The organism is Niabella pedocola, assembly GCF_021044425.1.
GTDB classification, from domain to species: Bacteria; Bacteroidota; Bacteroidia; order Chitinophagales; family Chitinophagaceae; genus Niabella; species Niabella pedocola.
In genome coordinates this window covers 2,079,910-2,104,726 of record NZ_JAJNEC010000005.1, presented here as the reverse complement: position 1 = coordinate 2,104,726, position 24,817 = coordinate 2,079,910, and the positions used below count along the sequence as shown (strand labels likewise).

The window sequence follows — 24,817 nt, the reverse complement described above, 5'->3', positions numbered from 1 at the left end:
AGATGTATCCGATAAAAATCGGCGTTGATGATGAGCGGCCAAATTTATCTGTTCATTGATTTTTTAGCTTATAGCCAGGTAAGTGCAATCTACCTACTGTCCTTTTATAAAAGATCCGGCACAGGAACGTTTCTGATAGCAACAATAAATGATTTTATTAAGTCTCTCCGAAGCCATTACCTGTGAATGATGTAACTTTTTAGAACAAGTGTGTAATAACCTGCCGTATAAATAACTGCACCTTTGATTTGTGAAAATTCTTTCACAAAATAAAATTTCTAAAATGAATACAATGAACGACAAAGCAAATAAAAGCTTTAAAATTACGGGGGATTGGTCTGTACAATCTAAAAATCTTAAAACTAAATTTCCACAACTGACAACGGATGATCTTAAGTACGAAACAGGAAAGGAAACAGAACTTGTTAAAAGAGTTTCTGCAAGACTTGATAAAAAGCCGGAAGAGGTAATGGGAATCATTGCAAAGGGGAACCTCTCTAAATTATAAACCATCCTGTGTTATCCATATACAATAAAACACCCATTATTGTAACACGTTGAGATACGTGAAAAAAAATGGCAGGTCTTAACCCCCCTGTCATTTTTATTAAATTTATTGGTATTAAACTCTCTAGCATTGGAAAATCCGGAAATAGAAAAAGCTAAGGTCTTCATTATTGTCGAAATATTGGAATATATTCCCAATTCGGTTGTCATCAAAACAATTATTCGAAAAACAACCGGAAACGTCAGCGCTGTTTCATTTGATTCCGGAGAGGCGCTGTCTGAAAAAACATCTCCCTTTGATACTTTTATTCAGATAATAGATGGAAGGGCTGAAGTACTGATCGATGGCAATTCAAGCTTGCTGCAAACCGGTCAATCCATAATCATTCCGGCCCATTCCCGGAATACTATAAAAGCGAATGAACGTTTTAAAATGATTTCAACAATCATCAAGAGTGGCTATGAACAATAGACGCTCATTCAGGCTGCTTGTAGCGGCAGATGACCTGGCGCTACAGCAATGAAGATCAGGTGATATTGAAGTGGAAAGGAGGAGATCATTTTTATTTCATTGCTCCAAATATATGTATGTAAAGCAGAAACAAGCTTGGTTACGTTCTGGTTGGGATTAATGGATTCATTTCTTAGGTATTGAAAAGATTATGAAACACTAATGGTTTTTTTTATGACTAATCAATTTTCAAATTCAAAGAGCAATACAGTGATGTTCAATGATTTTGCGCATTCGGGCAAGAGTTTAAAAAAGTTTATCCGTTCCGGAAACATTTTTACCATTATGCTATTAGATACAACCATCATTCATTACAATGCAGCTCCGCATGCTGATAAATTTGATGAGTGGCTTTGTAAACATAACGTGGAAAACATAAAGCAGAAAGAATAACGTTAATTACTGCAATGTATATTGCAACTGGTCGCCTCTCATTTGTGAATATTTTATTTCGTCAGGTGTTTATTACTTTTTCATTAGCTAAATATGAACACTATGGGAACTTTATCCCGGATCATTACAATAGTTGTTCGTATTGCCGGAGCTTTATTCTGGTAGTTGTGGGCTCGCTTATTTACTGTGGATTTATAGTATAGCCGCGTAAAAGGAATCCAGCATAAGATAGCAAAAGGCGGAAAATAGAATTGAGTGCGGTCATTTAATATTACTGATGAACAACGGGATTTTTTGGAAACAGCACTATTGAAATCGGACTTGAACTATCAGATGATAAAAAGCATTTTAATGTATGAAAAAGATATTTACCCTATACAATACGCTTATTTTCTTCCTTATTCTTGATATATTATGGATTATAGCATTGATAATATTTGTGCTGGTGAAAGTGGATTTCAGTTAAATCGTAATGCCTGTTCAGAAAAGTGTTGTCAGCAAAGCTGCAACGCAGATAGCAGAATCACCGGCAGACCTCGTAGCCGACTTATTTAACGCTCTTTATCCATCGCTGGAAGCTGCGGCGGCATAGCATTTGCTGCAACGGTTATTGCAAAAGTACAGAGCGATAAAAGAACCTTGACCGATTGAAAAACAGGGCCCTATGAATCAGGAAGCGGACAAACTGCGGTCCGGTGCGCGGCAATTGCAAAAAGTTATTGATCACAAATAGCTATTCAGTAAAATTTTATTTAATCCATCGTCTTTGGTACCAGGCAGAAACCAGTGCGAGGTTATTTAGCCCATAGCTGGTTTTGAGAGAAAACCTTTTTCCTTTTCGGAGATTTTTTACACTGACAGCCCTAAATTTGGCATAGAAATTACATCCCGGTTAAATGAAAGAGAACTTAATACAAGCTTCCGCAGAGCCGCTAATTAACTATTTTAATGCATTGATCCCTTTAAATGCAGGGGAAACCAACCTGGTTACATCGCTTTTCAAACCGCGGCTGTATCGTAAAAGGCAATATGTGCTCCAGGAAGGAAATGTATGCAATGAATTTAGCTTTGTTGTTCGGGGATGCTTGCGAATGTATAAAATTGACGATAAAGGGAACACCCATATTATCCAGTTTGCGGCAGAAAATTGGTGGACGGTGGATATTGGCAGCTTTCATGGCAGAAAACCATCGGCATTAAATATCGACGCCCTGGAAGACACCATACTTTTACAGATCAATTATGATAACCTGATTTTACTTTATACCCTCGCTCCCAAATTTGACCGAATCTTCCGGGTGCTCATAGAAAACAGCTATGTCACGCTGCAAGATCGCCTTTTGCAGAACATTAGCTCTACCGCTGAGGAACGTTATCTTTCCTTTATGCAGGTATACGCGCACCTGTCCAACCGCTTGTCACAAACGCAGATCGCTTCTTTTTTAGGCATTACGCCGGAGTTTTTAAGCCGGTTGCGGAATAAGATGGCGAAGAAAAAACCTTAAACCAGATCAATACTGTTTCTTGATGCAGGTCATTGGAGCGGAGGTCTGTTCGTGCTGAAATTTGCTTTGTTAAATTCATTGTATTATTCAAAAAAGAAACAGTATGACAACAACTTCTAAAGTAGCTATAGTAGGCTTAGGCAATATCGGACAGGCAATAGCGGCCAACCTGGCAAAGTCCAATCGCCCCTTTATTGCTGCGGACAGAAACATAGCAAAAGCCAAAGAACTTTCAGCACGATGGGGCGTTTCAGCCAGGCCGGAAGAAATACCGGCTGCCGTAAAAGAGGCTGATATTGTGGTTCTTTCGATTCCTTTTGGCTCCATTGCAGGATTTATAAAGCAATATGCCGGGGATTTAGAAGGCAAAATCATTGTGGATCCCTCCAATCCCATTGCGCCTGATGAAAATGGCGGGTTTAAAAAAATTATTGCACAAAACGAATCAGCAGGCGAAATTAATGCAGCTTCGCTTCCCCGTAATGCAAAGCTCGCAAAAGCCCTCGGAACACTGGGTGCGGCGTCATTGGCTAATACTGCGTTTCAATCGCCCGAAAGATCCGTCCTTTTTTATGCTACAGGTGATTCCAGTATTGATGGCCTGGTGGAGCAATTGATTCTTGATACAGGCTTTGATCCGGTTCGTGTTGGAGGACTTGATCAATCCATACGCATTGAGGTATTTGGTGATCTTCACGAATTTGGTGCGTTAGGTAAAACGGTAACAGGATCAGAAGCAAAAAGTGTTATATAATCCGGTTAAATATAAAATCATGGAAAAGCTAATTTCGGTGTTGGTTCTTACTTTATTATTTAGCTCTTTGGAGCTGTTTGCACAATCCGTTAAGCTGGGGCAGTATACGCTGACAGCGAATAAGATTTCCGTTTCTAAGGTAAAAATAATGGGCAAGGATGCTGTAAGGGTTGTTAAAGATTCATCCATAAAAGCTGTGGATGAGCCGACCTTTGCCAGGTTAACCGGTGTTCATTTCAAAAACGGCACTATCGAAGTGAAAGTGCTTAGCAGGCTGCTCCCCAACGCACCAGAATTTGCAAGAGGCTTCATCGGCATTGCCTTCCATATTAATGACAGCAATACAAGATACGAGAGCATATATCTAAGACCCACAAATGGAAGAGCCGATGATCAGGTGCGCAGGAACCATTCCGTACAGTATTATGCCTATCCGGATTACAAATTTGACCGGTTGCGCAAGGAATCACCAGAGCGGTATGAATCCTATGCTGATATGGCGTTAAATCAGTGGATCACGATGCGTATTGAGGTGACGGGTGAGCAGGCCCGACTGTTTCTTAATGGCAGCAAGCAGCCCACTCTTGTGGTAAACGACCCGAAGCTTGGGCCAGGGGCGACTGGAGCCATCGGACTATGGGTGGATGTTGGAACCGAGGGCTTCTTTTCTGATTTAAACGTGCTAAAACAAAAGTAGCACTCGTGTTCTTTGATTTTTTGTATCTTGGAACTGGTGTTTTTCATAGGTTAGCAACGGCCAGCTTTTTCAAAGGCAGGCCTTTTTTACTTAGCATATTAGATACACAGCAAGAAACATCCTTTTAAGAGGTCCCTATCTCTTCCAAATTTGGATTTTGAGCAATTTGTCGGATTATTGTCATTTATTGACTTATAATATAACACACTGATAATAAATTTTATATGACAATATTTGCATGAATTTTTAATTATTTTTCATACATTTTCCTTTATTTGTACCTTTGCATTATGAGTAAGTTACAGGCTTTAAAAAGAAATTTAAGGCCGGGTGAGGTATACCGGCGGCGGGATTTAGAGAAATGGTCTAAATCTGTAGACCGGCATTTGCAACAACTGGTAACAGACGGAACCTTGGAAAAACTTTCCGGAGGACTTTATTATGTGCCTAAACAGACCGTGTTTGGCAAAGCACCGGCCAATGACAAAGAGCTGATAACGTCCTTTTTAAAAGATACAAACTTTCTTCTTACTTCCTATAACGACTACAATACCCTGGGTGTAGGAACCACTCAACTATACAATGCCAAAAGGGTATATAATACGAAACGTCATGGGCAATTTAAATTGGGGAACCGTGTTTTTAATTTTGTTCGCAAGCCTTATGTACCGCTGAAAGTAACAGATGAGTTTCTGTTGGTGGACCTTGTAAATAACATAAACGAACTGGCAGAGGATCGTGATGTTGTGCTGGAGAAAGTAAAAGAAAAAACAAAAGGCATGGATGCGCGCCGGCTCAAAGCATTGGTGAACCGGTTTGGAAAGGTTGCTACCGTCAAATTTTTTAATTCTTTGTTGGCATAAACTATGGAAGAAATATACCTGCACGAACATAATGATTTTGGTGACCTGCTCCGGATATTACAAGATGAGACTGGAATACTGGACACACTTATTGAAAAAGATTACTGGATAATGCACAGCCTGTACGGGCTAAAAAAACAGGGATATAGCTTCCAGTTGAAAGGAGGAACCTCTTTATCCAAAGCGTATGGAATCATTGACCGCTTTTCTGAAGATATAGATATCCATATTGATCCGCCAGCAGTATTAGGCATCAACGAAAATCCAAAAAACGAGAAACCAGCTAATTCTCAAAAGAAAAAGGAGTATTACGACCAACTGGCAGCGGAAATAAACATACCTGGAATAATTAAGGTAACGCGCGATACCGAATACGACAATACAAAAAACTATAATAGTGGTGGCATCCGATTGTTTTATCACCAGTTGACGGCAACCCGCCAGGGCATTAAAGATGGCATTTTACTGGAAGCCGGGTATGATACCGTAATGCCCAACAAACCGGTAACAATAACATCCTGGGCCTATGAAAAGGCTAAAAGCCTGGCAGCCTTTTCCATGAAGGACAACCGGGCAAAGGAAATCATTTGCTACGACCCACGATACACCTTTGTTGAAAAATTACAGACCATTGCCACCAAATACCGGGTAGAACAAGCAACCGGGAAAGCCAGCAACAACTATATGCGACAGTATTATGATATTTATTGCTTACTGGGCCAGCAGTCTGTAATTGATTTTTTGGGAACAGACGCATACCAGGAACACAAAAAAAGGCGATTTCCAAAGCCTGACCTGGAAATACCGGCCAAAGAAAACGAAGCATTTTTGCTTACCAATACCCAGATCCGGGCCAGCCTTGAACTGCGGTACCAGTCCTCCCGGGATCTTTACTACAAAGGCCAGCCTTCTCTTTCAGAAATTTTAGAGCGCATTGCCAATTACATACATCTTATGTAAACAGCTATAAGCTGAGAACTACAGATCCAGCCTAACGCCATTTTACATTTGAATGGGAAGAATCGGTTGCAACGGAGCTTGCCGTTTATTTATATAATCAGCTTTTAGTGTGAGAATGACGAGCTTACAGCAAAAAATATGTCAAAAATCATTATCCATACGGTTTACCAGATCGACTGGAGATGAGCATGGTACATTGGCGAGGATTTAGATAATATGGAGTTATATTTATGGCAGTGCAAAGCACTTGAGCAGGGAAAAGAGAGTATAAAGCGGAAGGAAAAAAGGAATGGATAACATATCAATCGAATAGAATTTTATGTCTGAGATAATTGTTTTCAATAAGAATACTATTGCGTTTTATAATAATTTAAAAAAAGATGCTGAAGGAACTATATTGAAAGGGTTAGGTAATGCATATAACGACACCCTTGCGAAAATTACATATCGTAATAAAAAGTTTGAAATTTTATTGGAGAATAAAGGTAGGCGCATTAGAAAAGTAAATCAATTTGGAAGCTTTAAAAACGTAGAAGTTCACACCCCCGAAAACAGGGTTTTATGCTTGAAAGATTTTTTTATTTACTCTCGATCAGATAAGTTAAAAGGAACACCTGAAGCAATTAGCTCGAAGGGATTTTCAGATAAAACGATCGGATATCACAAAGTTTTAATACCTGTAAAAAAAGGATTTGACTTCTTCTTTATTCTGGAATCACGCTTTTTTAATATCGACGAAAATAAACAGACACGATTAGGCACAACTATTTACTTGGACAATGAAGTTATTGAAATGTATTTGGATGATGATGAAGAAAAGAATCGCTTTCTGGTTATCCAATCCAGGGTCAAACAAGCGTTTCGGGATTTTTCTTGGAAGGTTCATATTGTTGCCGTTGCACTTGGGTACATTACAGGTTATTATCCCGGAAATGAATGTTGCTTCTTTATCTGCTCACACAAATCATTAGATAAGATTAGTAAATTTAGATTTCAAACCCGCCAAAAGGAAATCAATTCTGTATTATTTCCTACGAGCGCAAATCCTTTTGGTTGGTTATCCATTAATAAACGGGATGCTGAATATTTTTACAAACATAAATTATTGAAAAAAGTAAGCGTTGATATTTTCTCCGCGTTATGCAAAAAGATGCTTGCATCAGAAGATTTTTTTTCTGTAATTCTATTAATCATCGAATCAAATAGCACAAATTTATTATTAAGGCCTATTGGATTTTCTGTAGCGTTAGAAGCTATAACCGATATTATAACAAATGAAACCCCCGAACGATATTTACCGATAACTGACAAAACAACAAGTCGGACTCTTCGCTCCGATCTTAGTGCAGTCCTTGATAAGTATCAAGGTAATGAACATGTAAAAGATCACAAAACATTGAAGGGAAAGATCGAGAATATAAATCAGATGACTAATAAGGAAAAGCTGTTGGCCCCATTTAGGGCGTTAGGCATTAACCTGGATAGTACTGATGAGAAAATTATTAATTCCAGGAACGATTTCTTGCATGGCAGAGTTCCTGATTATCGGGAACTAGGAAAAAGCAGAAAAATAGAGGTTCAGGATCAGGATTTATATTACGGTTCGCTCAGCCTTTATACGTTGCTCAGTATTTTATTGCTAAGATACATTGGTTTTAACGGCTATGTATTTAACTATCCTAAGATTTATGAGAAAGAAACCGGTTACAAGTGTAATCAAAAGTATTTTAGAAAAGTATAAATTTTGCTCACTATGAGATACGCAAAAAATGAAGCAGGAAGCAAAATTGAAGTCGAATATTCCGGCCAAATTGCTTTATGTCCGGAATGTAATTCAATAGTTATTGGACATTTTGGACATTTTAAAGAAAAGCATTGGAAACATAAAAGTAGAAATTGCGATTCTTGGTATGAACCTATGAGTGAATGGCACTTCGGTTGGCAGGATCTTTTTCCTATTGAATTTAGAGAGGTAGTGATAAAGGATATTAACAGCGTTGTTCATAGAGCAGATGTTAGATTGGGAAATGGACTGGTAATCGAAATCCAGAACAGCCCAATTAAATTGGATGAAATTGTAGACCGGGAAATGTTTTATGGAAGCAAGAATATGATTTGGGTGTTAAATGGTGAAAATCTGGCAAACAAGTGCCAAGTAAAATATGCTTTGATTAAAAAGAATTTGAGTATTGAAATAAGTCTGCCCGATGCAGTGAATGGTTTAAGGGAATATAATTTTGATGATTTTCGGGATGCTTTATTTGATGACCCTTTCTTTATGAGTTTCAATGCAGACAATACGTATGAGTGTCAAAATGGGAACTATTTTTTGTATAAGTTCTCAACTGCTATTGACTTTTCAAAACTCCGTCGTGAAATGGAAAATATAGTAAGATTGAATTTTGCAAACATGTATGGAGTAATGAATTTCAAAAAATTTGAGAAAGATGGTTTCGTTGTAAAATATTCGAATATCGAAAATGATTATTTTAAGAATGTCACATTAGTTAAAAAGAACTGGAGAAAATTTATTGATGCCATGACTTTCCCAGTTTTTATTGATCGTTTACCTGGTCTCGATGAAAACTTTATTTACTGGTATCAAAAGGAGAAAATTATCCCTAAGGAAGATTTCTTAACGATACTTAAAGGCAATAATCCCAAATTTTAAAGGTTGAATTTAAACCGATGCTGTTTTATGAAAATTGGTAGAAATGAGCCTTGCCTGCGATTGAGTTCTACATTGATTTAAAGAAGGACTCTAAAGGAACTATTATCAAAGGATTAGGTAACAAATCGGTTGGTTTAGTTGTTAAAAATACACTAATTTGCTCTTTAGGGCCTTCTAAAAATTATACTGTTTTTATTGTATTGGGGTTGTAGATGCCTTTAATATATAGGAAGCGTATTTTTGATATATTTGCTATATATTACGGAAACGATATGAATCAGGATTTACTTCTACGTCTTTTTAGATCCATTGATGGGGTACCGAACGATGATATCGTTTTAGTTGCTGAAGCCATTATTGAAGATGAAAGGAAAAAAGGACATGAAAAATTAGCTGGGCGTCTAAAAAATATCCTTGACAGAAACCTCAAAACTAATGAATCAATCAATGGGGAACTTAGAAATATTTTCGGTGGTTCAGTACTTATTCCAACTGACAAACGGAGTAATATTCCTTTAGCGATAGAGGTTGAGAGAGCGTTTTTAAGGCATGAGATGATTCTTGCTGAAGAAGTGGAAGCAAAAATCAGCAGAATTGAAAAGGAATTTTTGGCCCGTGAAAGACTTGCTCATTTTGGTCTTCACCCTCGAAGACGTATTCTTTTTCATGGTTATCCCGGTTGTGGTAAAAGTATGAGTGCTGAAAGAATTGCTTGGAACATTGGGCTGCCGTTCTTAAAAGTCAAGTTCGAGGCAGTAGTGTCATCTTATTTAGGAGAATCTGCAAGTAATCTGTCCAAGTTATTTGATTCAATAAAAACTTACCCTAGTGTACTCCTGCTAGATGAATTTGATTTTATTGCAAAATCAAGACTCGGCAAGCATGACGTCGGAGAAATGCACAGAGTTGTTAATATTTTATTGAATGTGTTGGAAGATTTCAAAGGACCAGGCTTGATCATCGCAACCACTAATTTGGAAGGCTCAATTGACAATGCCATATTCAGGAGATTTGATGACATAATAGAGCTTCCCAAACCAGGTAAAAGCGAAATTTTACGTCTATTAAAAACTACTCTCGGTTCGATGAAGATTGATAAACGACTAAATTGGGATAAAGTCGCTCAACAACTCGAAGGTTTTTCTTCAGCGTTAGTTGTAAAAGTGGCCCAGGATGCAGCTAAGTCTTCTGTAATACAAGGAGAAGGCATCATCAAAGACGTCTTCTTCGATATATCGCTAGCGGAGAACGAACTTTATAACAAATAAAAATGCCAGATTTCCCACACCTAACGCTTAAACAAAAAATTGACGGACGATATAAATTTGCTAAACGCCGCATAGAAAAGGATGTTGATCCACAGACAGAAGCCAATTTGCTTAACAGGCAATTGCACGCAGCTCGCTTGTCCGCCGAATCCCAAAATGTTCTCCAGAATTACAATAGTTATTTGAGAAAAAGGGAGGATCTTGGACTTCCTGCTATATTTGATGAAAATGCCGTTCCGTTATTCTTACAAATAGATCCAAAAGATTTTGACATCGAATCATTAAAAGGATTTGGAATTGAAATTGTTTCTGAAGAGGAAAATGGGTTTATCATTGGCGCGAATACCGACAACTTTCAATCCTTAGCAGATAAAATAGATAAATTTATTAATGAAAATGGTCGGTCAAAAGATCAAGCTGCAAAATTATGGCAAATAGTTCAGGGGAACCAGTGGAGAATTGAGTATATCCTGTCTGAAAGTTTGAGAGAAAAATACATAGCTGGTATTACAGATGACGATCAATTTACCGTTGATGTCTCTATCGCTTGTTATATAAAACTTCCCGAAAGACCTCTAAAGATTGAAGACGAATCTGATGAGGATTACTTACAAGCTCTTGCTAAACACAGTGAAAAGAACGAATTGCAAGGAGAAAGAAAGCCATTTCGTGCTCAACGGGTAGGTGAAACAGATGAAAGCTTTAATGCGAAATTGAATAGATGGCAAAAGAAGTTACTGGAAGCAGAGATGCAAAGAGATGAGATTGCTGCAAGCCGACAAGATTTTCTTACCAACTTTATAGAAACTCTCTACCAGGGCCAAATTGTTAGTAGTTTCATTGACCTGCAAGATAGTTTTGGCTTTCGTGCTAATATGTCGGGGCAAGCGTTAAAAGATTTAATTAATGGGTATGCTTATGTTTTCGAAATTAGTGAAGCTGATAATATTGAAGTCGAGGAAACAATAACAGACATCGACAATTTGATGGATGTAGAAATTATCGCACCAAATCCGGAAGCGCCAACGATATGCATAATCGACAGCGGAATTCAGGAAGAACATATTTTACTTGCTCCAGCGGTTTTATCGCCTCTCTCTATGAACTATGTTCCTGAAGAAAATACCACTTCAGATCAGGTTCCAAACGGAGGGCATGGAACGAAAGTAGCTGGTGCAATTCTTTATGGGAATCAGATTCCGGAACGTGGTCAATACCAAGCGCCTTGTTTTTTAATGAATGCCAGGATTTTAAATAGTTCAAATAAACTACCCCAATCGTTGTATCCACCACAATTGATGAAAGAGATTGTAGACGATTTCAAGGACGTCAGAATATTTAATATGTCAGTTGCTGCGGACGGAACATGTAGGACAGTTCACATGTCGACTTGGGCTGCAACCATTGACCAATTAACGCATGAACGTGGCATTTTGTTTCTCCTTGCATGTGGCAATATTCGAAGCACCACCAGAATACCCAATAGGCCGGGAATAACAGAACATCTTCAATCTGGGAGAAATTACCCGGATTATTTGTTTGAGCCTACATCCAGGGTTTCTAATCCTGCTCAAAGCCTATTAGGGCTGACTGTGGGATCCGTATGTCACGCTGAGTTTGAAGATGCCGATAGAATGTCGTTTGGGAAAAAAGACCATATTTCCTCTTTTTCAAGAAGTGGCCCAGGAATGTGGGGTTGTATAAAACCCGAGGTAGTTGAGTACGGTGGTGATTTTCTAAGAGAGAAAAATGGTTACATCATCACACAGCATGATACCATATCCACCCGAGTGGTAAAAACCGGCGCTGGACGCGTTGGGTGGGATATAGGTACGTCTTTCGCAACACCTAAAGTAGCGCATATATTAGCTAAATTAGCGATCAAATTTCCAAATGATAGTACTCTACTTTACAAAGCGCTTTTGGTTCAATCAGCACGCTTACCGGAACACGTCTTTCATAATCCCGATACGCAGGCACTTCGGCTTTTAGGATATGGGATACCTGATGTAAACCGCGCTATAGAGAATACTCCATATAGAATTACATTTGTCGCGGAGGGCAAAGTCGCTGCTCAACAAGCAAATTTATATTCTTTAAACATTCCTCAGGAATTGAGGCGAGCTGGTTCTGACTTCGATGTTTTAGTCGAAGTCACCCTTACATACACGGCTGCACCTCGTCGAACCAGAAAACGTCTTAAATCTTACTTTGGTTCGTGGTTAACTTGGGAGTCATCTAAACTTGGTGAAAATTTTAAGACTTTTTCTGCAAGAGTACTTAAGCACTTTGAAAAGCCCGACGATGAAACCATTGACTCTGATTCGATTAAATGGTCCATCTCAACATCTCCTGTTTATGGAAAGATTTCAGATTTTAAACGGCAGGATAGTGCTACCCAAAAAGATTGGGTTATTTTAAAATCAAACGTACTGCCTGAAGAATTATCATTTGCAATAGTTGGCCATAAGGGATGGGATAAAGACACCGCAAAAGAAGTCCCATTTGCGTTAGCTATTAGCTTAGAAGCGATCAGCAAGCAAAATGAGATTTACGAAAGAATAGAAGTTGCTAATCGAATTGAATTGGAAGAACAAGTTGAAATTGTAGTTAGGGAGTAATTTTCTTTTGACTATTACATGTAATAGCTACTACTTGATCTGACTGTGAAAGAAAAAATGTTAATTAGGCTGTGATTAAAGATAGTTGATTAATTTGTTTTTCTTCTGCTAAATATTTCGATGATAGAAAAGCTTCCATATCAGGTATAACGGCTCTTTTTCTTATCAAATAACTTCCACGAATTCATCATTATTTAAGTATTTTTTCTATGGGTTGAGATACCGTGGCTTATAATTTGAACTATCTGGTAGAACACCACCATAATCAAAAAAATCCACTACTTCGACCCGTAAAACGTATGCGAACCGGAGAAGCATTAAATAAGTTGGATTTTCGCTACCGTTTAAATATTTATTGGTTGCGCTCTCGTCCATGCCGAGATAGTCGCTAAATGAAATAGAATTTAATTTCCTATTTTTCATAAGAGCAAACAGGCGAGTACTGAAATTTTGTTTTGCAGTATTAAAATCTTCGCTACGAGCAATTTTTAGAGTTTTGTTTGAGAACGTTCTACTATTTCCAGTTATTATCGCAGGAATTGTTGAGTTCATTCCCGACTTCAATTTCACCAAGCTTTTAATTGTGATGTTTGCTCTTCCTTCTTCAAGATTTCTAATGTACGTTTCACTTAATCCATCACAAATTTGTCCGAATTTCTTCTTCCCAATTCCCATCGTTGTTCTTACAACGAAAACGAAATTGCCTATTATTTTTATGCTCGTTTGTAATTGTGCTTCTAAGTTCATTTATCACAAACTGGCACGATTTGGTAATAAAAAAATGGAGATATAGTTTGGGTGTTTTGTTTTTTGTTGTATATTTGAAGAAAGTAATACTCAAATAAGTAGTATATAGAAACATCAAAAGGTAATAGGCATTAACAAAAGAGTCTCGACGCTCGAAGATTGACAGCCAAGATGGCGAGACGGTAATAAAATGCCCATGTCTTTAAGAAGCATTATTTTTATGCTTCCGAACGGATATGGGTTTTACCGTAAGACCATCATCTTGGCTGTCACTAAGAGCGGTGGCTGGTAAGGCCCATATTCGTTTATTATAATTATGTGGTCTTCCTATTCAATGAGACTCATCCAGTCCAAAACGGATGAGCGCCGCAACATCATATTATTTTATTCTTGCCAATGCCGTAGCATTCAGGGTTCTTTTTGCCTGTAAGCCTAAAATACCTGTTTAGCAACGGCAGCCGTGGTTTAAAACGGCAGCAATGTTCTCATGGTTGCTGCCGTCCCGGCTGCCGGGGCGCTTAAAAATATTCTACCGTGTCATTATAGCATCGCTCCATACTGCATCCGGGTTAATGCCCCATGAGAGTTATTTATTAACTCTTAACACGACGCAGTATGAAAAAAATAACAACGCTTGTTGTAGCGGCTATCCTATGCCTGTACCTAAACACTGTTTTCAGCCAAACCAATACCGCTTTAACTGTTTCCGGTACCATTCGTAATACAGCCGGGGAGCCACTTTCAGGAGCCTCTGTAACAAATACGCGCACTGGCAAAGGAACTGTAACAAACGCTTCCGGAGCTTTTACGATAAACGAAGTGCGGGAAAGAGACAAACTGCGCATTAGTTACATCGGTTATGCAGCCCAAACAGTTACGGCTAATAAAGATAATCCGCTTAATATAGTCCTTAAAGACGCTACCAACGAGCTGGATAAAGTGGTAGTACAGGCTTATGGTACTACCAGCCAGCGCCTGGCAACGGGCAATATTGGTGTAGTGCGCAGTGAAGATATTGCCAAACAACCGGTAATGAACCCGCTGCAAGCCTTGCAGGGCATGGTGCCCGGCGTTGTAGTTACCAATACCAGCGGCTATGCCAATGGCCCGGTTAAAATAGAAATACGCGGGCGCAATTCTATTAACGATAAGTTTACCAGTGACCCCCTGTATGTTATAGATGGCGTACCCCTCACTATTTTGGACCTGATGCAGCAGGATAGCTACCAGTACGGCTCCAAGGGCACCATACAAAGTGGCATTCAAAGTCCGGCCAATGGACAAAGCCCGTTTTTCAACATTAACCCACAGGATATAGAATCGGTCGAAATCCTCAAGGATGCTGATGCTACTGCGCTTTATGGCAGCCGGGGTGCAAATGGCGTTATCCTCATCACTACTAAAAAAGGGAAGAACGGCAAAACAGATGCAGACCTGAAGCTGACCACAGGTTACAGCCAGGTACCGCGGTTTAATAAAATGCTGAATACCGAACAATACCTGGCAATGCGGCGGGAAGCCCTTTCCAACGATGGTCTTGCGGTAAATATTAATACTGCACCCGATCTTACCGAGTGGGATACTACTCGATACACAGATTGGCAAAAATACCTGTGGGGTGGCAACGGCAAAACAATGGATGCAGAGTTAAGTGTTTCCGGGGGCAATGCGTTTACCTCATTTCGCGTAGGGGCCAATTACCATTACCAGGCAGACATTACTGCATCCACCGGCTCTTATAAAAGAGCCGGTCTTTCTGCAAACATTAATCATAGTTCGGTCAATAACCGGTTTAAGCTTTCGCTTACGTCCTTGTTTTCAAAAACGCTAAGCGATATGCGGTTTCTTCCTTCTGTTTTAACCAGCCCGCCCAATGCGCCAGATGTATATAATAAAGAAGGAAAGCTGAATTTTATCGGCTGGCGACCACTTGCTAACCTGTACAACTTTGGCACCATCCTACGGCCTTATAACAGCAACACTTATATTTTAAATAATGGACTATTGCTTAGTTACCAGCTGATGCAAGGCCTTATCTTAAAAGCAAACCTTGGTTACAGTAATGGAAGGACAGACCAATTTACCCAGGTACCGATCGCCTCCCAAAACCCGGATGCTAACCCTACCGGCAACGCTAACCTGGGCAATAGCTTTTTTGAAAACTATATTATAGAGCCACAGGTTGAATACAGCAGGTTTATAGGCAGTGGAAAATTAACCGCACTGGTTGGAGGCTCGTTGCAAACCAACAATACCAAATCCAATGTTTTGTCCGGCTATGGTTATGTAAAGGATGGCACAATGGATAATATTGGTACTGCTCCATCAATTTACGCGTCCAACACAGAAGTGCAATATAAATATGTTGCTGCCTTTGGCAGACTGAACTATATTTTAAAAAACCGGTACATTTTCAATTTTAATTTTAGAAGAGATGGTTCCAGCAGGTTTGGGCCAGGGCATAGGTTTGGAAACTTCGGTTCTGCCGGAGGCGCCTGGATCTTTAGCGAAGAAAAATGGATGCATACCGGTCTGCCATTTATAAGTTATGGAAAACTGCGGGGCAGCTATGGGCTTACTGGCAGCGATCCATCTTACGATAACCAGTATTTAAGCCGGTGGACCTATGCTAACGCTCTTTATAACAATATACAGCCGCTATTGCCCAACAATCATACGGATTCTACTCTACACTGGCAGGTAAATAAAAAGACAGAGATAGCACTGGACCTGGGCTTTTTTAAAGATGTGATTTCGTTTTCCGCTTCCTGGTATTCTAACCGGTGTGATAATCAGATCGTGCCTTTTCCAACACCTGCTTTTACCGGTTTTACAAGCGTTACCTCCAATAGTCCGGCTAATGTGCGTAATACAGGCTGGGAGTTTATGCTAAAGGGAAATATTATCAATAAGAAACTAATGCAATGGACTTCTTCCTTTCAAATAGGCATCAACAGGAATAAATTAATTGCATATCCCAACCTCAGTCAATCACCCTACGCATCGCTGTATGTAGTTGGTCAATCTTTAAACATCGTTAAAGTGTTGCACAATACTGGGGTGGATCCACAAACCGGTCTATACACTTTTGAAGATAAAACCGGCGATGGCAAAATTACCATCGACTACAGAGGTAAAACTGTCGATGATCGATACATTATTGATTTAAGCCCGAAGTTTGACGGATGCTTTATTAACAACCTGAACTTTAGAAACTGGAATATAAACTTAACCTTTTACTTCAGAAAGCAGCGGCAGTTAAATGATCTGTTCTCATTAAAAGCAGCGGGCGGCATCTCCAATCAACTTACAGACGTGTTGAAGCGCTGGCAAACCCCGGGGGATATAACTACAGTGGCCCGGTTTACCACCAATCCAGGAAGCGATATCTCTTACAGCAACTTTGGTTCATCAGATGCAGTATATTCAGATGCTTCTTTTATACGCCTTCAAAACCTATTCCTTAGCTATACTTTGCCTGAAAAATTGTTTAACGGCAAAGGGATTAAAAATTGCGCTGTTTTTATACAGGGGCAAAACTTATTTCTGTTAACCCGATACAAAGGCATTGATCCCGAAATTCCAGGCTTTGGCAATATGCCTATGCTGCGTGTCGTAAACTTGGGTATTTCCGCAAAATTTTAAATGATCCAACATGAAAAAACTTTACATATATATTGCAATTCTTTGCTCCATTATCTCCATAACCAGTTGCAAAAAACTAATAGAGATTAAGCCATCCACAGGTTTTGTAATAACCGACCAGGTTTTTAAAAACACCGATGATGCAACGGCGGCCGTAGCCGGGATGTTCTATAAAATGGGATCCACGGGGGTTAACTATGCAAATGCCGGTTCTACCATTTTTTGCGGGTTAAGCGCAGATGAACTCATGCTTTTTACATCGTCACAGGATTCTTATGTTCAATTTCAGACGAATAGCCTTAACGCGTCTAATGGCTTGGTTTTATCCTCCTTCTGGAGCCCTGCGTTTAGCGTGATTTATGAAGCCAATGCGGTGATCGCTGGTCTTGAGCGTTCCCTCATTAGTGATTCAACAAAGAACAGACTTAAAGCCAATGCCTTATTTGCAAGGGCTTTTACCAACTTTTATCTTACAAGTTATTTTGGAGCTATCCCACTGGTTACAACCATTAACTACAGGGAAAGCAGCTTGCTCAGCCGAACGTCTACAGAGAATATTTATACGCAAATTGTTAAAGACCTTGTTGAAGCACAAAACTATTTACCAGAGAATTATAATAACGCAGGAGGGTTACGTATTGAACCCACAAAATGGGCTGCAAAAGCCCTCCTGGCAAGAGTATATTTATACCAGAAAGACTGGGCAAATGCGGAAGCAGAGGCCACGGACTTAATAAACAATACAAGCCTCTTTTCATTGATGGCAAACCTCAACGATGTTTTTTTAACCACAAGCAAAGAAGCTATATGGCAAATTCAGCCCAATAAGAAGCAATCTCCATTTTTTGCAAATCAGGAGGCAATCAATTTTATTCCTTTTCCATCGCAGGCAACTTCAGCGCCCAATTTTGTTATTACACCAGAACTGCTGGCGCAGTTTGAAACGGGAGATTTAAGACTAAGAGACTGGACAGGACAAACATCGTATCAATCTCAATCCTACATCTATCCATATAAATACAAACTGGGAAAAGCCGCTCAATCCGCATCCACTCCATTTACAGAGTGTAATACTGCATTGCGACTTGCCGAACAATGGTTGATTCGTGCAGAAGCAAGAGCCGAAAAGAATAATTTGAATGGCGCGCTCGAAGACCTTAACCGGATTCGGGCAAGAGCGGGGCTTGATAATAAGCGGATAGAGACAAAGGAGGAAATGCTTGCTGCCATTTACCGTGAAAAACAGATTGAGTTCTTTGCAGAGTGGGGGCATAGGTGGTTTGATTTAAAACGGTGGGGGATCGCCAGCCAGATTCTGGGTCCGATAAAAGCAAGCACCTGGCAAGAAACGGATCAAGTGTACCCGCTACCTTCCTCAGAGCTACAAACTGGGCCAAACCTGGATCAAAACGCAGGTTATTAAATATAAAGAAAGGGAAACAAAAATTGATTGTTTCCCTTTTCTTTTCTCCTGTGTTATTTCAATTACCAGGATGGTGATGAATAAAGAGGAGTGGAATGCATATCATCTGCGTAAAGGTCAAATGAATTTCCATTCCTGTCTGTGATCTTTGCCTGCTGTACTCCCGTACCTCCTGTTGTTACCAGGTTAGATGTGTTATAGGATCCAGCTATTTCAACGGTTTGGCTTCCGTCATAAGCATACAATCCTGAAACAAACCTGGGTTTACCAGCAAAAACAACTGCGGTTACTGCAAGCAATCCACATGCTACGAATAGTGATTTAATCCGTATCATAGGCGTTCATTTTATTAGTTAATAATATCGCCTACTCTTTTCTACAGGTTTTGGGCTAGTCCTGTCCTGCAATGGAAGCGCAGGCATTTTTATATAAAACCCGGGCAAATACTACACGTGACCAATCTTTCTATACTTTTCGTTGAAAATACCTCTGTTCTTATTTACAATAAGCAATCCGAATAAAATCCAGCTCATATTTACAATGATGAGCATTTTGTGAAACCATTTCATAAATTTCCAGTACCGATGAAAAGGCAAAACAAATGTGTCTGTAAAAAGCAGGATTAATAACAGATACACAACAAAACATACACATCCAACAAGACCCAATATTAATCCCGCATTACGTGTTTTTGGCCAAATAATCAATATTGCTACTGCCATTTCAGTTAATGGGAGCAAATAACTCACCTGCCGATGAGCGCCATGCATGAATGGCAAATATTTTAGCCAAAGATCAAAATGTTCCACCCGAACCAGCAGGTATAATCCTTCATAAAAAAAACAAAACATTGCCACTAAATAAATAACCTCTTCTATGTGTTTTTTTATGTTCATATAACTATCACTGTTTACTGCAAATTTGTGAACACACAATTCTCTTCAGGTTATATTGTCACCAGATCATTACTTCTGAATCCCGCTCTGGCTAAGGATTTCCTGTCCGGGAGAGATTATTTTTCCCCCGATTTTTTTTAACTAAAATGACTTTTTTGCTTAAATCTTTGTTATCTTAGTAGTGCTGTGATTTACCTCCTTTTTGAATAACCCTCTACATATATAATCGTATAAAAGGGAGTAAATGGACTAATTGAAGAAAAACTTTTTTTTAAGAAGATTGCAGGCGAAACCTCTGTTTACTTTCCATAACTGAAATATTTTGATCATTACCAGCGTACCTGGTGGCTAAACCTTTTCAAAATGTTTAAACGTCTTGCCTTAGGAGATGAGAGCGCCCTGCACCAGATTATTGACAATTATGGCGATGAGCTGTTGGCGCGTATTTTTCGTGTAGTGCATAACCGGTATTGGGCCGAAGAAATACAAATGGATGTATTCCTGGAACTATGGGAGCAACGGGAAAAAGTATCGCTCATGGCGCATCCCAAAGCATGGCTTTTAAAGGTGGCCTATAATAAAACAGTAGACCGGTTGAGGAAAGAGATTCATTATATACCGGTTCCATTAGAGTACCTGGAAGATACAGAAAATAAAGGGGCATTGGATGATGAGATCAGCTTAGATGAACTAACGAATATCATTGCCGCTGCAATTGAAGAATTACCCCCTAAAGAAAAGAGGGTGTACATTCTGAGTACGGAAGAACGTTGGTCCATAAAAAAAATCGCTGAGGTGCTGGGGCGTTCTCCCAATACCATCAGAAATGAGCTGGTAATTGCCCGGAAGTCGATTCGGAAAATAGTCAGCAATTATTTACACCTGTTTTTATTTTAATACTGTCACTTTTAAAAAGCGAACAATGGCAGAACCATCAATTTTATTTAAACACTTGCTCAAAAAGCACATGGACGGCATTGCCAGTAATAATGAGGAAGCAACATTGCGATTGATGTGGCATTTGTTTGATGATGAAGAAATAGTCGATTTTATTGAAGAGCTACAACAAGAAATGCCGGTAAACCTGCGGGAGTCAAAAACGGATAGTGCCGCCCTGACTGCAGCCATATTGCGAAAAGCAAAAGAAAAACAAGCAAAAAAACTAAAGGGCAGGAGGGTTCGTATCCTATCCTGGGCGGCCGCCAGCATATTTATTGTTGTTATAATGTTAGTTGTCTTTAACCAAAGGCAGGAAAGTTCTAACAACATATTATGTGATAATTCTGGCAATGGAAATATTCCCACTAAAGATTTTTACTGCCTGCTACAGGTGAACAGTACACAGTGTTTTGTTATAGACAGCAATTACAAAGGCATGTTGCGCCGTTATGGGAAAATGGCAGTGCTTGTTCATCCGGGAGTTGTTCAATACATGGCAATGCCTTATTCTGCAACGGCAGATAGCTTAAGGGAAGGCGCTCAACAAATAAGCACAAACAACATGCAGCAATATGTAGTGGAACTTCCGGATAGAACCCGTATCCGGCTGAATGCAATGACTACCATAAAAATTTATCCAGACCGGCTCAACTCCAAGGGGCAATTTATAGAATTAGAAAAGGGAGAGATCTATATTGAAGGAAATCAGCGTTCAGATGTTCCTCTAGTTCTAAAAACCCCCTCTATTACATTCATCGCAACCGGTAGTCACTTTAATACACAAATAGATAAAAGAGGAACATTACTGGCGGTGGAAACAGGAGAAGTGGCTGTGGAAAATAGCCACGGGGAACGGATCGTCAGAGAGTGTCCAGATCTGTCTCATTATAGTAAATCAAAGTCACCGGAAGGGAAGGATACTGTAAATACTTACAATATTTCCGATATTGATCTCGTAACGAATTGGAGAAGAACAGAGCGCGTGTATAAAGATGTGCAGCTGGATTATTTTGTAGCGGACATGGCCCGTTGGTATGGGTTTAAATTCACGAGCCTGGATTGTTTGCCCAAAAAGAAGATTAGTACGGTGATCTGTTACAGGGCAAATATTAAAGACTTTATTGCTGTATTACGTAATAGTAGCGTCCATGTTCGGGAAACAAGGGAAGGGTATGCGTTTTGTGATCCAGTGCCAAAGGTTTCTCAGCAAATGGCCATTGTAGAAAACAGAATAAAAATACGCAGGAAAATTAGATATCTTTATAGTGTTAACAGCTCTTTGCTTCACTGATAAATATGCCACTGGCAAATTACTGGCAAATTTAAAGGGCCGCGAAATGCGACCCTTGTAAATAATTGATTTTCAGCTCCCCCTGCTGGACTTGAACCAGCGACCCTCTGATTAACAGTCAGATGCTCTAACCAACTGAGCTAAGGAGGAATCTGTTCCTGATAGCGTGGTGCTATTAAGGGTTGCAAAAATAAGGGCCTTTTTGGTTTTAGCAAAGTTTTTTGCGCTTTTTTTATTAAATCTGTGCGTTTTATTCGTTGAGGCTCATACATTCATCATTATATAGTTACCGGTGTTGTTCATAAAAAGTTGAGGGAGCGACCGCTTGCAGGGCCGCTGTAAGATCCTTGCCGGGCACGGTTGCTATTGCCATCAACTGCTGTAACTGTTCCCGGGTGCGGATACCGGCTATTACCGTTGTTACTGCAGGGTTATTCCACACATAGTTTAATGCTAGTTGCTGCGCGGTGATCTGATTGGCTGCTGCAAGCTGCTTTACCCGATCCTGTATTGTTTCAACAGTCTTCGCCGCATGCCCTGTATATTCCTTGGCTGGTTTGTTAATAAGCAACCCCTGCGCCAGCGCACCTCTTACCAGCACCCCTTTATGGTGTTCCTTTAATAAAGGGAGCAAGGCTTCCTCGGGTCTGCGGTCCAGCAGGCTATACTGCACCATTACCGACTCAATCGAAGAACGCTTCACATATTCCCGGATCACATTCGGGCGAATGCTGCTGATGCCATAGTGCCGGATCTTTCCCTGTTGCTTCAGCAGTTCAAATGCTTCGATGGTTTCATCTATATTGTCTTCGATCGTTCCACCATGCAACTGGTACAGATCGATATAATCCGTTTGCAAACGCTTCAGGCTTTCTTCCGCACAGCGTAATATATAATCGCGGCCCGGATTCCAGTCCCAGCCGGAGCCATCTGCCCGCCACTGATTCCCTGCCTTGGTTGCAAGGAAAACAGCTTTCCGGAAGGGTTTTAATGCCAGGCCTACCAGTTTTTCATTTTCACCTTTCTCATAAAGATCCGCCGTATCAAAAAAATTAATACCACCGTTAACCGCTTCTGAAATCAGTTGCACGCTTTCTTCTTTTGATCCGGTTAATGACATGCATCCAAAACCAAGTGTGGATACAGCCCATCCGGTGTTTCCTAAACTGCGATATTCCATAATGACAAATTTCTAAAACAACATCCTTATTTAAAAGAAAGTTTTAATAAACAGTAAAGTTTCCTTAAAACATATCACAAATGTTTGTTTGCTTGTGTTTTTTCTATAATTTTCACCATAAGGACCGGGAATTTCTGTATAATGGGTTCTGACCGGCAACAGCGCCTGTGTAAACAGAATCAATAAATAGGGAACTATGTCCATTGAGGAAAAAATAAACCAACGTCAATTCAAAAGCAGCTATCATAAGTTAGCGTTGAATCTGATCTATACCTCCAGCAGCCTTCAGTATTTTCTGAAAGCAGGTTTTAAAAAGGAAGATCTTACGGTACAACAGTACAACATACTGCGGATTTTAAGAGGAAGCTTTCCAAAGCCGCTTTCCACATTACAGATACGGGAACGGATGATCGATAAAATGAGCGACACCAGTCGCATTGTAGACCGGCTGGTGCTGAAGCACCTGGTTACAAAGTGCACAAACAATATCGACAACCGGCTGGTAGATGTGGTGATTACCCAGGAGGGGCTTGATAAGCTGGCCCTGCTGGATGAAACCGAAGACCGGATCGCAACATTCTTTCACAATGTAAGCAAAGAAGAAGCAGAACAGATCAGCTCTATGCTGGATAAACTGCATGTTTGATTGGTTTTTTATTAAGTTTTGTTAGGCTACATTTGTAAGCTATGACGTTGATCCGCTTTTTTCTTATTGGCCTTATAGTAACACTTATCAGCCATTCCAGCCTTGCCCAGCAACCTCAGTATGAATTTCGCGGCGTGTGGATCGCTACCGTACTGGGTATCGACTGGCCTCCGCAAAACGCCAGTGTAGCACAGCAAAAAGCCGAGTTCATCCGCCAGCTGGATCTGCACAAGCGGAATGGTATGAATGCGATCCTTGCACAGGTAAGGCCCAGTGGTGATGCTTTTTACCCTTCACCTTATGAGCCCTGGAGCCAGTGGCTGACCGGCGTACAGGGTAGGGCGCCTGTTCCGTTTTATGATCCGCTGGCTTTCATGATCCAGGAAACCCACAAACGCGGCATGGAGTTTCACGCCTGGTTAAACCCTTACCGGGCGGAGTTTTCTATCGGAAAATCTTCCATCGCTTCCGACAATATGATCCGTAAACGTCCGGACTGGTTTGTGACCTACGGCACCACACGCTATTTTAATCCTTCCAATAAGCAGGTACAGCAGTTTGTTATTGATGTGGTAAAGGACATTGTGCGCCGCTATGATATTGACGGCATTCATATGGATGATTACTTTTATCCATACCCCATCGGCAACAAGCCTTTTCCGGATGATTATGCTTACAAACAATCCGGAACCAAACTCAGCAAGGCAGATTGGAGGCGCGCCAATGTAGATTCTATGATCCGGAACCTGAACATCGCCATTAAAGCGGTAAAACCCTGGTGCAAATTCGGGATCAGCCCGTTTGGTGTATGGAGAAATGCCTCACAGGACCCGGCCGGCAGCAATACAAAAGCGGGGCTGACAAACTATGATGATCTGTATGCCGATATTCTGCTGTGGCTGAGAATGGGATGGATCGATTATGTTACGCCTCAACTGTACCGGGAAATTGGTGATCACCTGATCCCTTATGAAACCATGGTAGATTGGTGGGCCAAACACAGCTACGGACGGCATGTTTACATCGGGCATGGGGTGTACCGGTATTATGAAGCCAGCAATGCCAACTGGAGAAAACCGTCCCAGATCCCGGACCAGATAAAAATATTGCGCAACAACCCTGCTATACAGGGCAGTGTTTACTTCAACAGCAAGAGCTTTGATAAAAATCCTGCGGGATGGAACGATTCGTTGAGGAACAATTATTACCGGATTCCCGCAAAAATTCCGCGGATGTCCTGGTTACCGGAAAGACCAAATAATTAACAAAAAAGGCAAGTTATAAAACAACTTGCCTTTTT

At 40.2% G+C, this 24,817-nt stretch carries 21 protein-coding genes and 1 tRNA gene; 17 read left to right on the top strand and 5 right to left on the bottom strand.

The genetic code is table 11. The features are described from left to right. Positions 1-292: 292 nt before the first annotated feature. From LQ567_RS16250 to LQ567_RS16200, 11 genes are all read left to right on the top strand, one after another. Positions 293-508 carry a hypothetical protein gene (locus LQ567_RS16250; protein ID WP_223709488.1) on the top strand — a complete coding sequence of 72 codons (216 nt, stop codon included), beginning with the start codon at positions 293-295 and terminating at the stop codon, positions 506-508. Between the two features lie 129 nt (positions 509-637). Then, entirely contained in the window at positions 638-979 is a 342-nt protein-coding gene (locus LQ567_RS16245; RefSeq protein WP_223709487.1) for a cupin domain-containing protein, read from the top strand. Between the two features lie 1,328 nt (positions 980-2,307). Further along, positions 2,308-2,916 (top strand): Crp/Fnr family transcriptional regulator, encoded by a 609-nt coding sequence (locus tag LQ567_RS16240; protein WP_231005961.1) that lies wholly within the window; start codon positions 2,308-2,310, stop codon positions 2,914-2,916. 103 nt (positions 2,917-3,019) lie between these two features. After that, complete coding sequence (locus LQ567_RS16235; protein WP_231005959.1) at positions 3,020-3,670, top strand: NADPH-dependent F420 reductase; 651 nt, start codon at positions 3,020-3,022, stop codon at positions 3,668-3,670. A gap of 19 nt (positions 3,671-3,689) precedes the next feature. After that, on the top strand, positions 3,690-4,367 hold the full coding sequence (locus tag LQ567_RS16230; RefSeq protein WP_231005956.1) for a DUF1080 domain-containing protein: 678 nt from the start codon (positions 3,690-3,692) through the stop codon (positions 4,365-4,367). Positions 4,368-4,657: 290 nt separating this feature from the next. Next, positions 4,658-5,230, top strand: coding sequence for a hypothetical protein (locus tag LQ567_RS16225; protein WP_231005954.1), 573 nt, complete (start codon positions 4,658-4,660; stop codon positions 5,228-5,230). A gap of 3 nt (positions 5,231-5,233) precedes the next feature. After that, positions 5,234-6,190, top strand: a complete 957-nt coding sequence (locus LQ567_RS16220; RefSeq protein WP_231005953.1) for a nucleotidyl transferase AbiEii/AbiGii toxin family protein — start codon at positions 5,234-5,236, stop codon at positions 6,188-6,190. A 319-nt stretch (positions 6,191-6,509) separates the two neighbouring features. Continuing rightward, entirely contained in the window at positions 6,510-7,931 is a 1,422-nt protein-coding gene (locus LQ567_RS16215) for a hypothetical protein (protein WP_231005951.1), read from the top strand. A 12-nt stretch (positions 7,932-7,943) separates the two neighbouring features. Next, positions 7,944-8,861, top strand: a complete 918-nt coding sequence (locus LQ567_RS16210) for a competence protein CoiA family protein (RefSeq protein WP_231005949.1) — start codon at positions 7,944-7,946, stop codon at positions 8,859-8,861. Between the two features lie 272 nt (positions 8,862-9,133). Beyond that, positions 9,134-10,129: an AAA family ATPase gene (locus tag LQ567_RS16205; RefSeq protein WP_231005947.1), complete on the top strand. Its 996-nt coding sequence runs from the start codon at positions 9,134-9,136 to the stop codon at positions 10,127-10,129. Positions 10,130-10,131: 2 nt separating this feature from the next. Then, complete coding sequence (locus LQ567_RS16200) at positions 10,132-12,750, top strand: S8 family peptidase (RefSeq protein ID WP_231005945.1); 2,619 nt, start codon at positions 10,132-10,134, stop codon at positions 12,748-12,750. Between the two features lie 207 nt (positions 12,751-12,957). On the opposite strand, the gene LQ567_RS16195 is transcribed toward LQ567_RS16200, so the two are convergent. Beyond that, positions 12,958-13,497 carry a helix-turn-helix domain-containing protein gene (locus LQ567_RS16195; protein WP_231005943.1) on the bottom strand — a complete coding sequence of 180 codons (540 nt, stop codon included), beginning with the start codon at positions 13,495-13,497 and terminating at the stop codon, positions 12,958-12,960. A 615-nt stretch (positions 13,498-14,112) separates the two neighbouring features. Between LQ567_RS16195 and LQ567_RS16190 the strand changes: the two genes are divergently transcribed. After that, entirely contained in the window at positions 14,113-17,142 is a 3,030-nt protein-coding gene (locus tag LQ567_RS16190) for a SusC/RagA family TonB-linked outer membrane protein (RefSeq protein ID WP_231005941.1), read from the top strand. Between the two features lie 10 nt (positions 17,143-17,152). After that, positions 17,153-18,565: a RagB/SusD family nutrient uptake outer membrane protein gene (locus tag LQ567_RS16185; protein ID WP_231005931.1), complete on the top strand. Its 1,413-nt coding sequence runs from the start codon at positions 17,153-17,155 to the stop codon at positions 18,563-18,565. Between the two features lie 62 nt (positions 18,566-18,627). On the opposite strand, the gene LQ567_RS16180 is transcribed toward LQ567_RS16185, so the two are convergent. Beyond that, positions 18,628-18,900 (bottom strand): hypothetical protein, encoded by a 273-nt coding sequence (locus tag LQ567_RS16180; protein ID WP_223709459.1) that lies wholly within the window; start codon positions 18,898-18,900, stop codon positions 18,628-18,630. Positions 18,901-19,011: 111 nt separating this feature from the next. Continuing rightward, on the bottom strand, positions 19,012-19,461 hold the full coding sequence (locus LQ567_RS16175) for a MauE/DoxX family redox-associated membrane protein (RefSeq protein WP_231005917.1): 450 nt from the start codon (positions 19,459-19,461) through the stop codon (positions 19,012-19,014). A 363-nt stretch (positions 19,462-19,824) separates the two neighbouring features. Here LQ567_RS16175 and LQ567_RS16170 point away from each other — a divergent pair, with 363 nt between their 5' ends. Together LQ567_RS16170 and LQ567_RS16165 are read left to right on the top strand one after the other, a co-directional pair. Then, positions 19,825-20,358 (top strand): RNA polymerase sigma factor, encoded by a 534-nt coding sequence (locus LQ567_RS16170; RefSeq protein ID WP_223709456.1) that lies wholly within the window; start codon positions 19,825-19,827, stop codon positions 20,356-20,358. 25 nt (positions 20,359-20,383) lie between these two features. Continuing rightward, on the top strand, positions 20,384-21,691 hold the full coding sequence (locus LQ567_RS16165) for a FecR domain-containing protein (protein ID WP_231005915.1): 1,308 nt from the start codon (positions 20,384-20,386) through the stop codon (positions 21,689-21,691). A gap of 76 nt (positions 21,692-21,767) precedes the next feature. On the opposite strand, the gene LQ567_RS16160 is transcribed toward LQ567_RS16165, so the two are convergent. Beyond that, positions 21,768-21,841, bottom strand: a tRNA-Asn gene (locus LQ567_RS16160). 136 nt (positions 21,842-21,977) lie between these two features. Next, a complete protein-coding gene (locus LQ567_RS16155) occupies positions 21,978-22,871 on the bottom strand; it encodes an aldo/keto reductase (protein ID WP_231005913.1) in 894 nt (297 codons plus the stop codon). Between the two features lie 196 nt (positions 22,872-23,067). Here LQ567_RS16155 and LQ567_RS16150 point away from each other — a divergent pair, with 196 nt between their 5' ends. Together LQ567_RS16150 and LQ567_RS16145 are read left to right on the top strand one after the other, a co-directional pair. Continuing rightward, the gene (locus LQ567_RS16150) at positions 23,068-23,517 is read left to right on the top strand and encodes a MarR family winged helix-turn-helix transcriptional regulator (RefSeq protein WP_231005912.1); all 450 of its coding nucleotides are present in this window, start codon (positions 23,068-23,070) and stop codon (positions 23,515-23,517) included. A 41-nt stretch (positions 23,518-23,558) separates the two neighbouring features. Next, entirely contained in the window at positions 23,559-24,782 is a 1,224-nt protein-coding gene (locus LQ567_RS16145; protein WP_231005910.1) for a glycoside hydrolase family 10 protein, read from the top strand. Positions 24,783-24,817 lie beyond the last annotated feature (35 nt).

Bases quoted from the DNA above. Each gene is read 5' to 3' on its own strand.
- LQ567_RS16240 (WP_231005961.1), top strand. From the start codon at position 2,308: ATGAAAGAGAACTTAATACAAGCTTCCGCAGAGCCGCTAATTAACTAT.
- LQ567_RS16165 (WP_231005915.1), top strand. From the start codon at position 20,384: ATGGCAGAACCATCAATTTTATTTAAACACTTGCTCAAAAAGCACATG.
- LQ567_RS16235 (WP_231005959.1), top strand. From the start codon at position 3,020: ATGACAACAACTTCTAAAGTAGCTATAGTAGGCTTAGGCAATATCGGA.
- LQ567_RS16155 (WP_231005913.1), bottom strand. From the start codon at position 22,871: ATGGAATATCGCAGTTTAGGAAACACCGGATGGGCTGTATCCACACTT.
- LQ567_RS16200 (WP_231005945.1), top strand. From the start codon at position 10,132: ATGCCAGATTTCCCACACCTAACGCTTAAACAAAAAATTGACGGACGA.
- LQ567_RS16230 (WP_231005956.1), top strand. From the start codon at position 3,690: ATGGAAAAGCTAATTTCGGTGTTGGTTCTTACTTTATTATTTAGCTCT.
- LQ567_RS16250 (WP_223709488.1), top strand. From the start codon at position 293: ATGAACGACAAAGCAAATAAAAGCTTTAAAATTACGGGGGATTGGTCT.
- LQ567_RS16215 (WP_231005951.1), top strand. From the start codon at position 6,510: ATGTCTGAGATAATTGTTTTCAATAAGAATACTATTGCGTTTTATAAT.
- LQ567_RS16145 (WP_231005910.1), top strand. From the start codon at position 23,559: ATGACGTTGATCCGCTTTTTTCTTATTGGCCTTATAGTAACACTTATC.
- LQ567_RS16195 (WP_231005943.1), bottom strand. From the start codon at position 13,497: ATGAACTTAGAAGCACAATTACAAACGAGCATAAAAATAATAGGCAAT.
- LQ567_RS16150 (WP_231005912.1), top strand. From the start codon at position 23,068: ATGTCCATTGAGGAAAAAATAAACCAACGTCAATTCAAAAGCAGCTAT.
- LQ567_RS16175 (WP_231005917.1), bottom strand. From the start codon at position 19,461: ATGAACATAAAAAAACACATAGAAGAGGTTATTTATTTAGTGGCAATG.
- LQ567_RS16190 (WP_231005941.1), top strand. From the start codon at position 14,113: ATGAAAAAAATAACAACGCTTGTTGTAGCGGCTATCCTATGCCTGTAC.
- LQ567_RS16210 (WP_231005949.1), top strand. From the start codon at position 7,944: ATGAGATACGCAAAAAATGAAGCAGGAAGCAAAATTGAAGTCGAATAT.
- LQ567_RS16205 (WP_231005947.1), top strand. From the start codon at position 9,134: ATGAATCAGGATTTACTTCTACGTCTTTTTAGATCCATTGATGGGGTA.
- LQ567_RS16185 (WP_231005931.1), top strand. From the start codon at position 17,153: ATGAAAAAACTTTACATATATATTGCAATTCTTTGCTCCATTATCTCC.
- LQ567_RS16180 (WP_223709459.1), bottom strand. From the start codon at position 18,900: ATGATACGGATTAAATCACTATTCGTAGCATGTGGATTGCTTGCAGTA.
- LQ567_RS16170 (WP_223709456.1), top strand. From the start codon at position 19,825: ATGTTTAAACGTCTTGCCTTAGGAGATGAGAGCGCCCTGCACCAGATT.
- LQ567_RS16225 (WP_231005954.1), top strand. From the start codon at position 4,658: ATGAGTAAGTTACAGGCTTTAAAAAGAAATTTAAGGCCGGGTGAGGTA.
- LQ567_RS16220 (WP_231005953.1), top strand. From the start codon at position 5,234: ATGGAAGAAATATACCTGCACGAACATAATGATTTTGGTGACCTGCTC.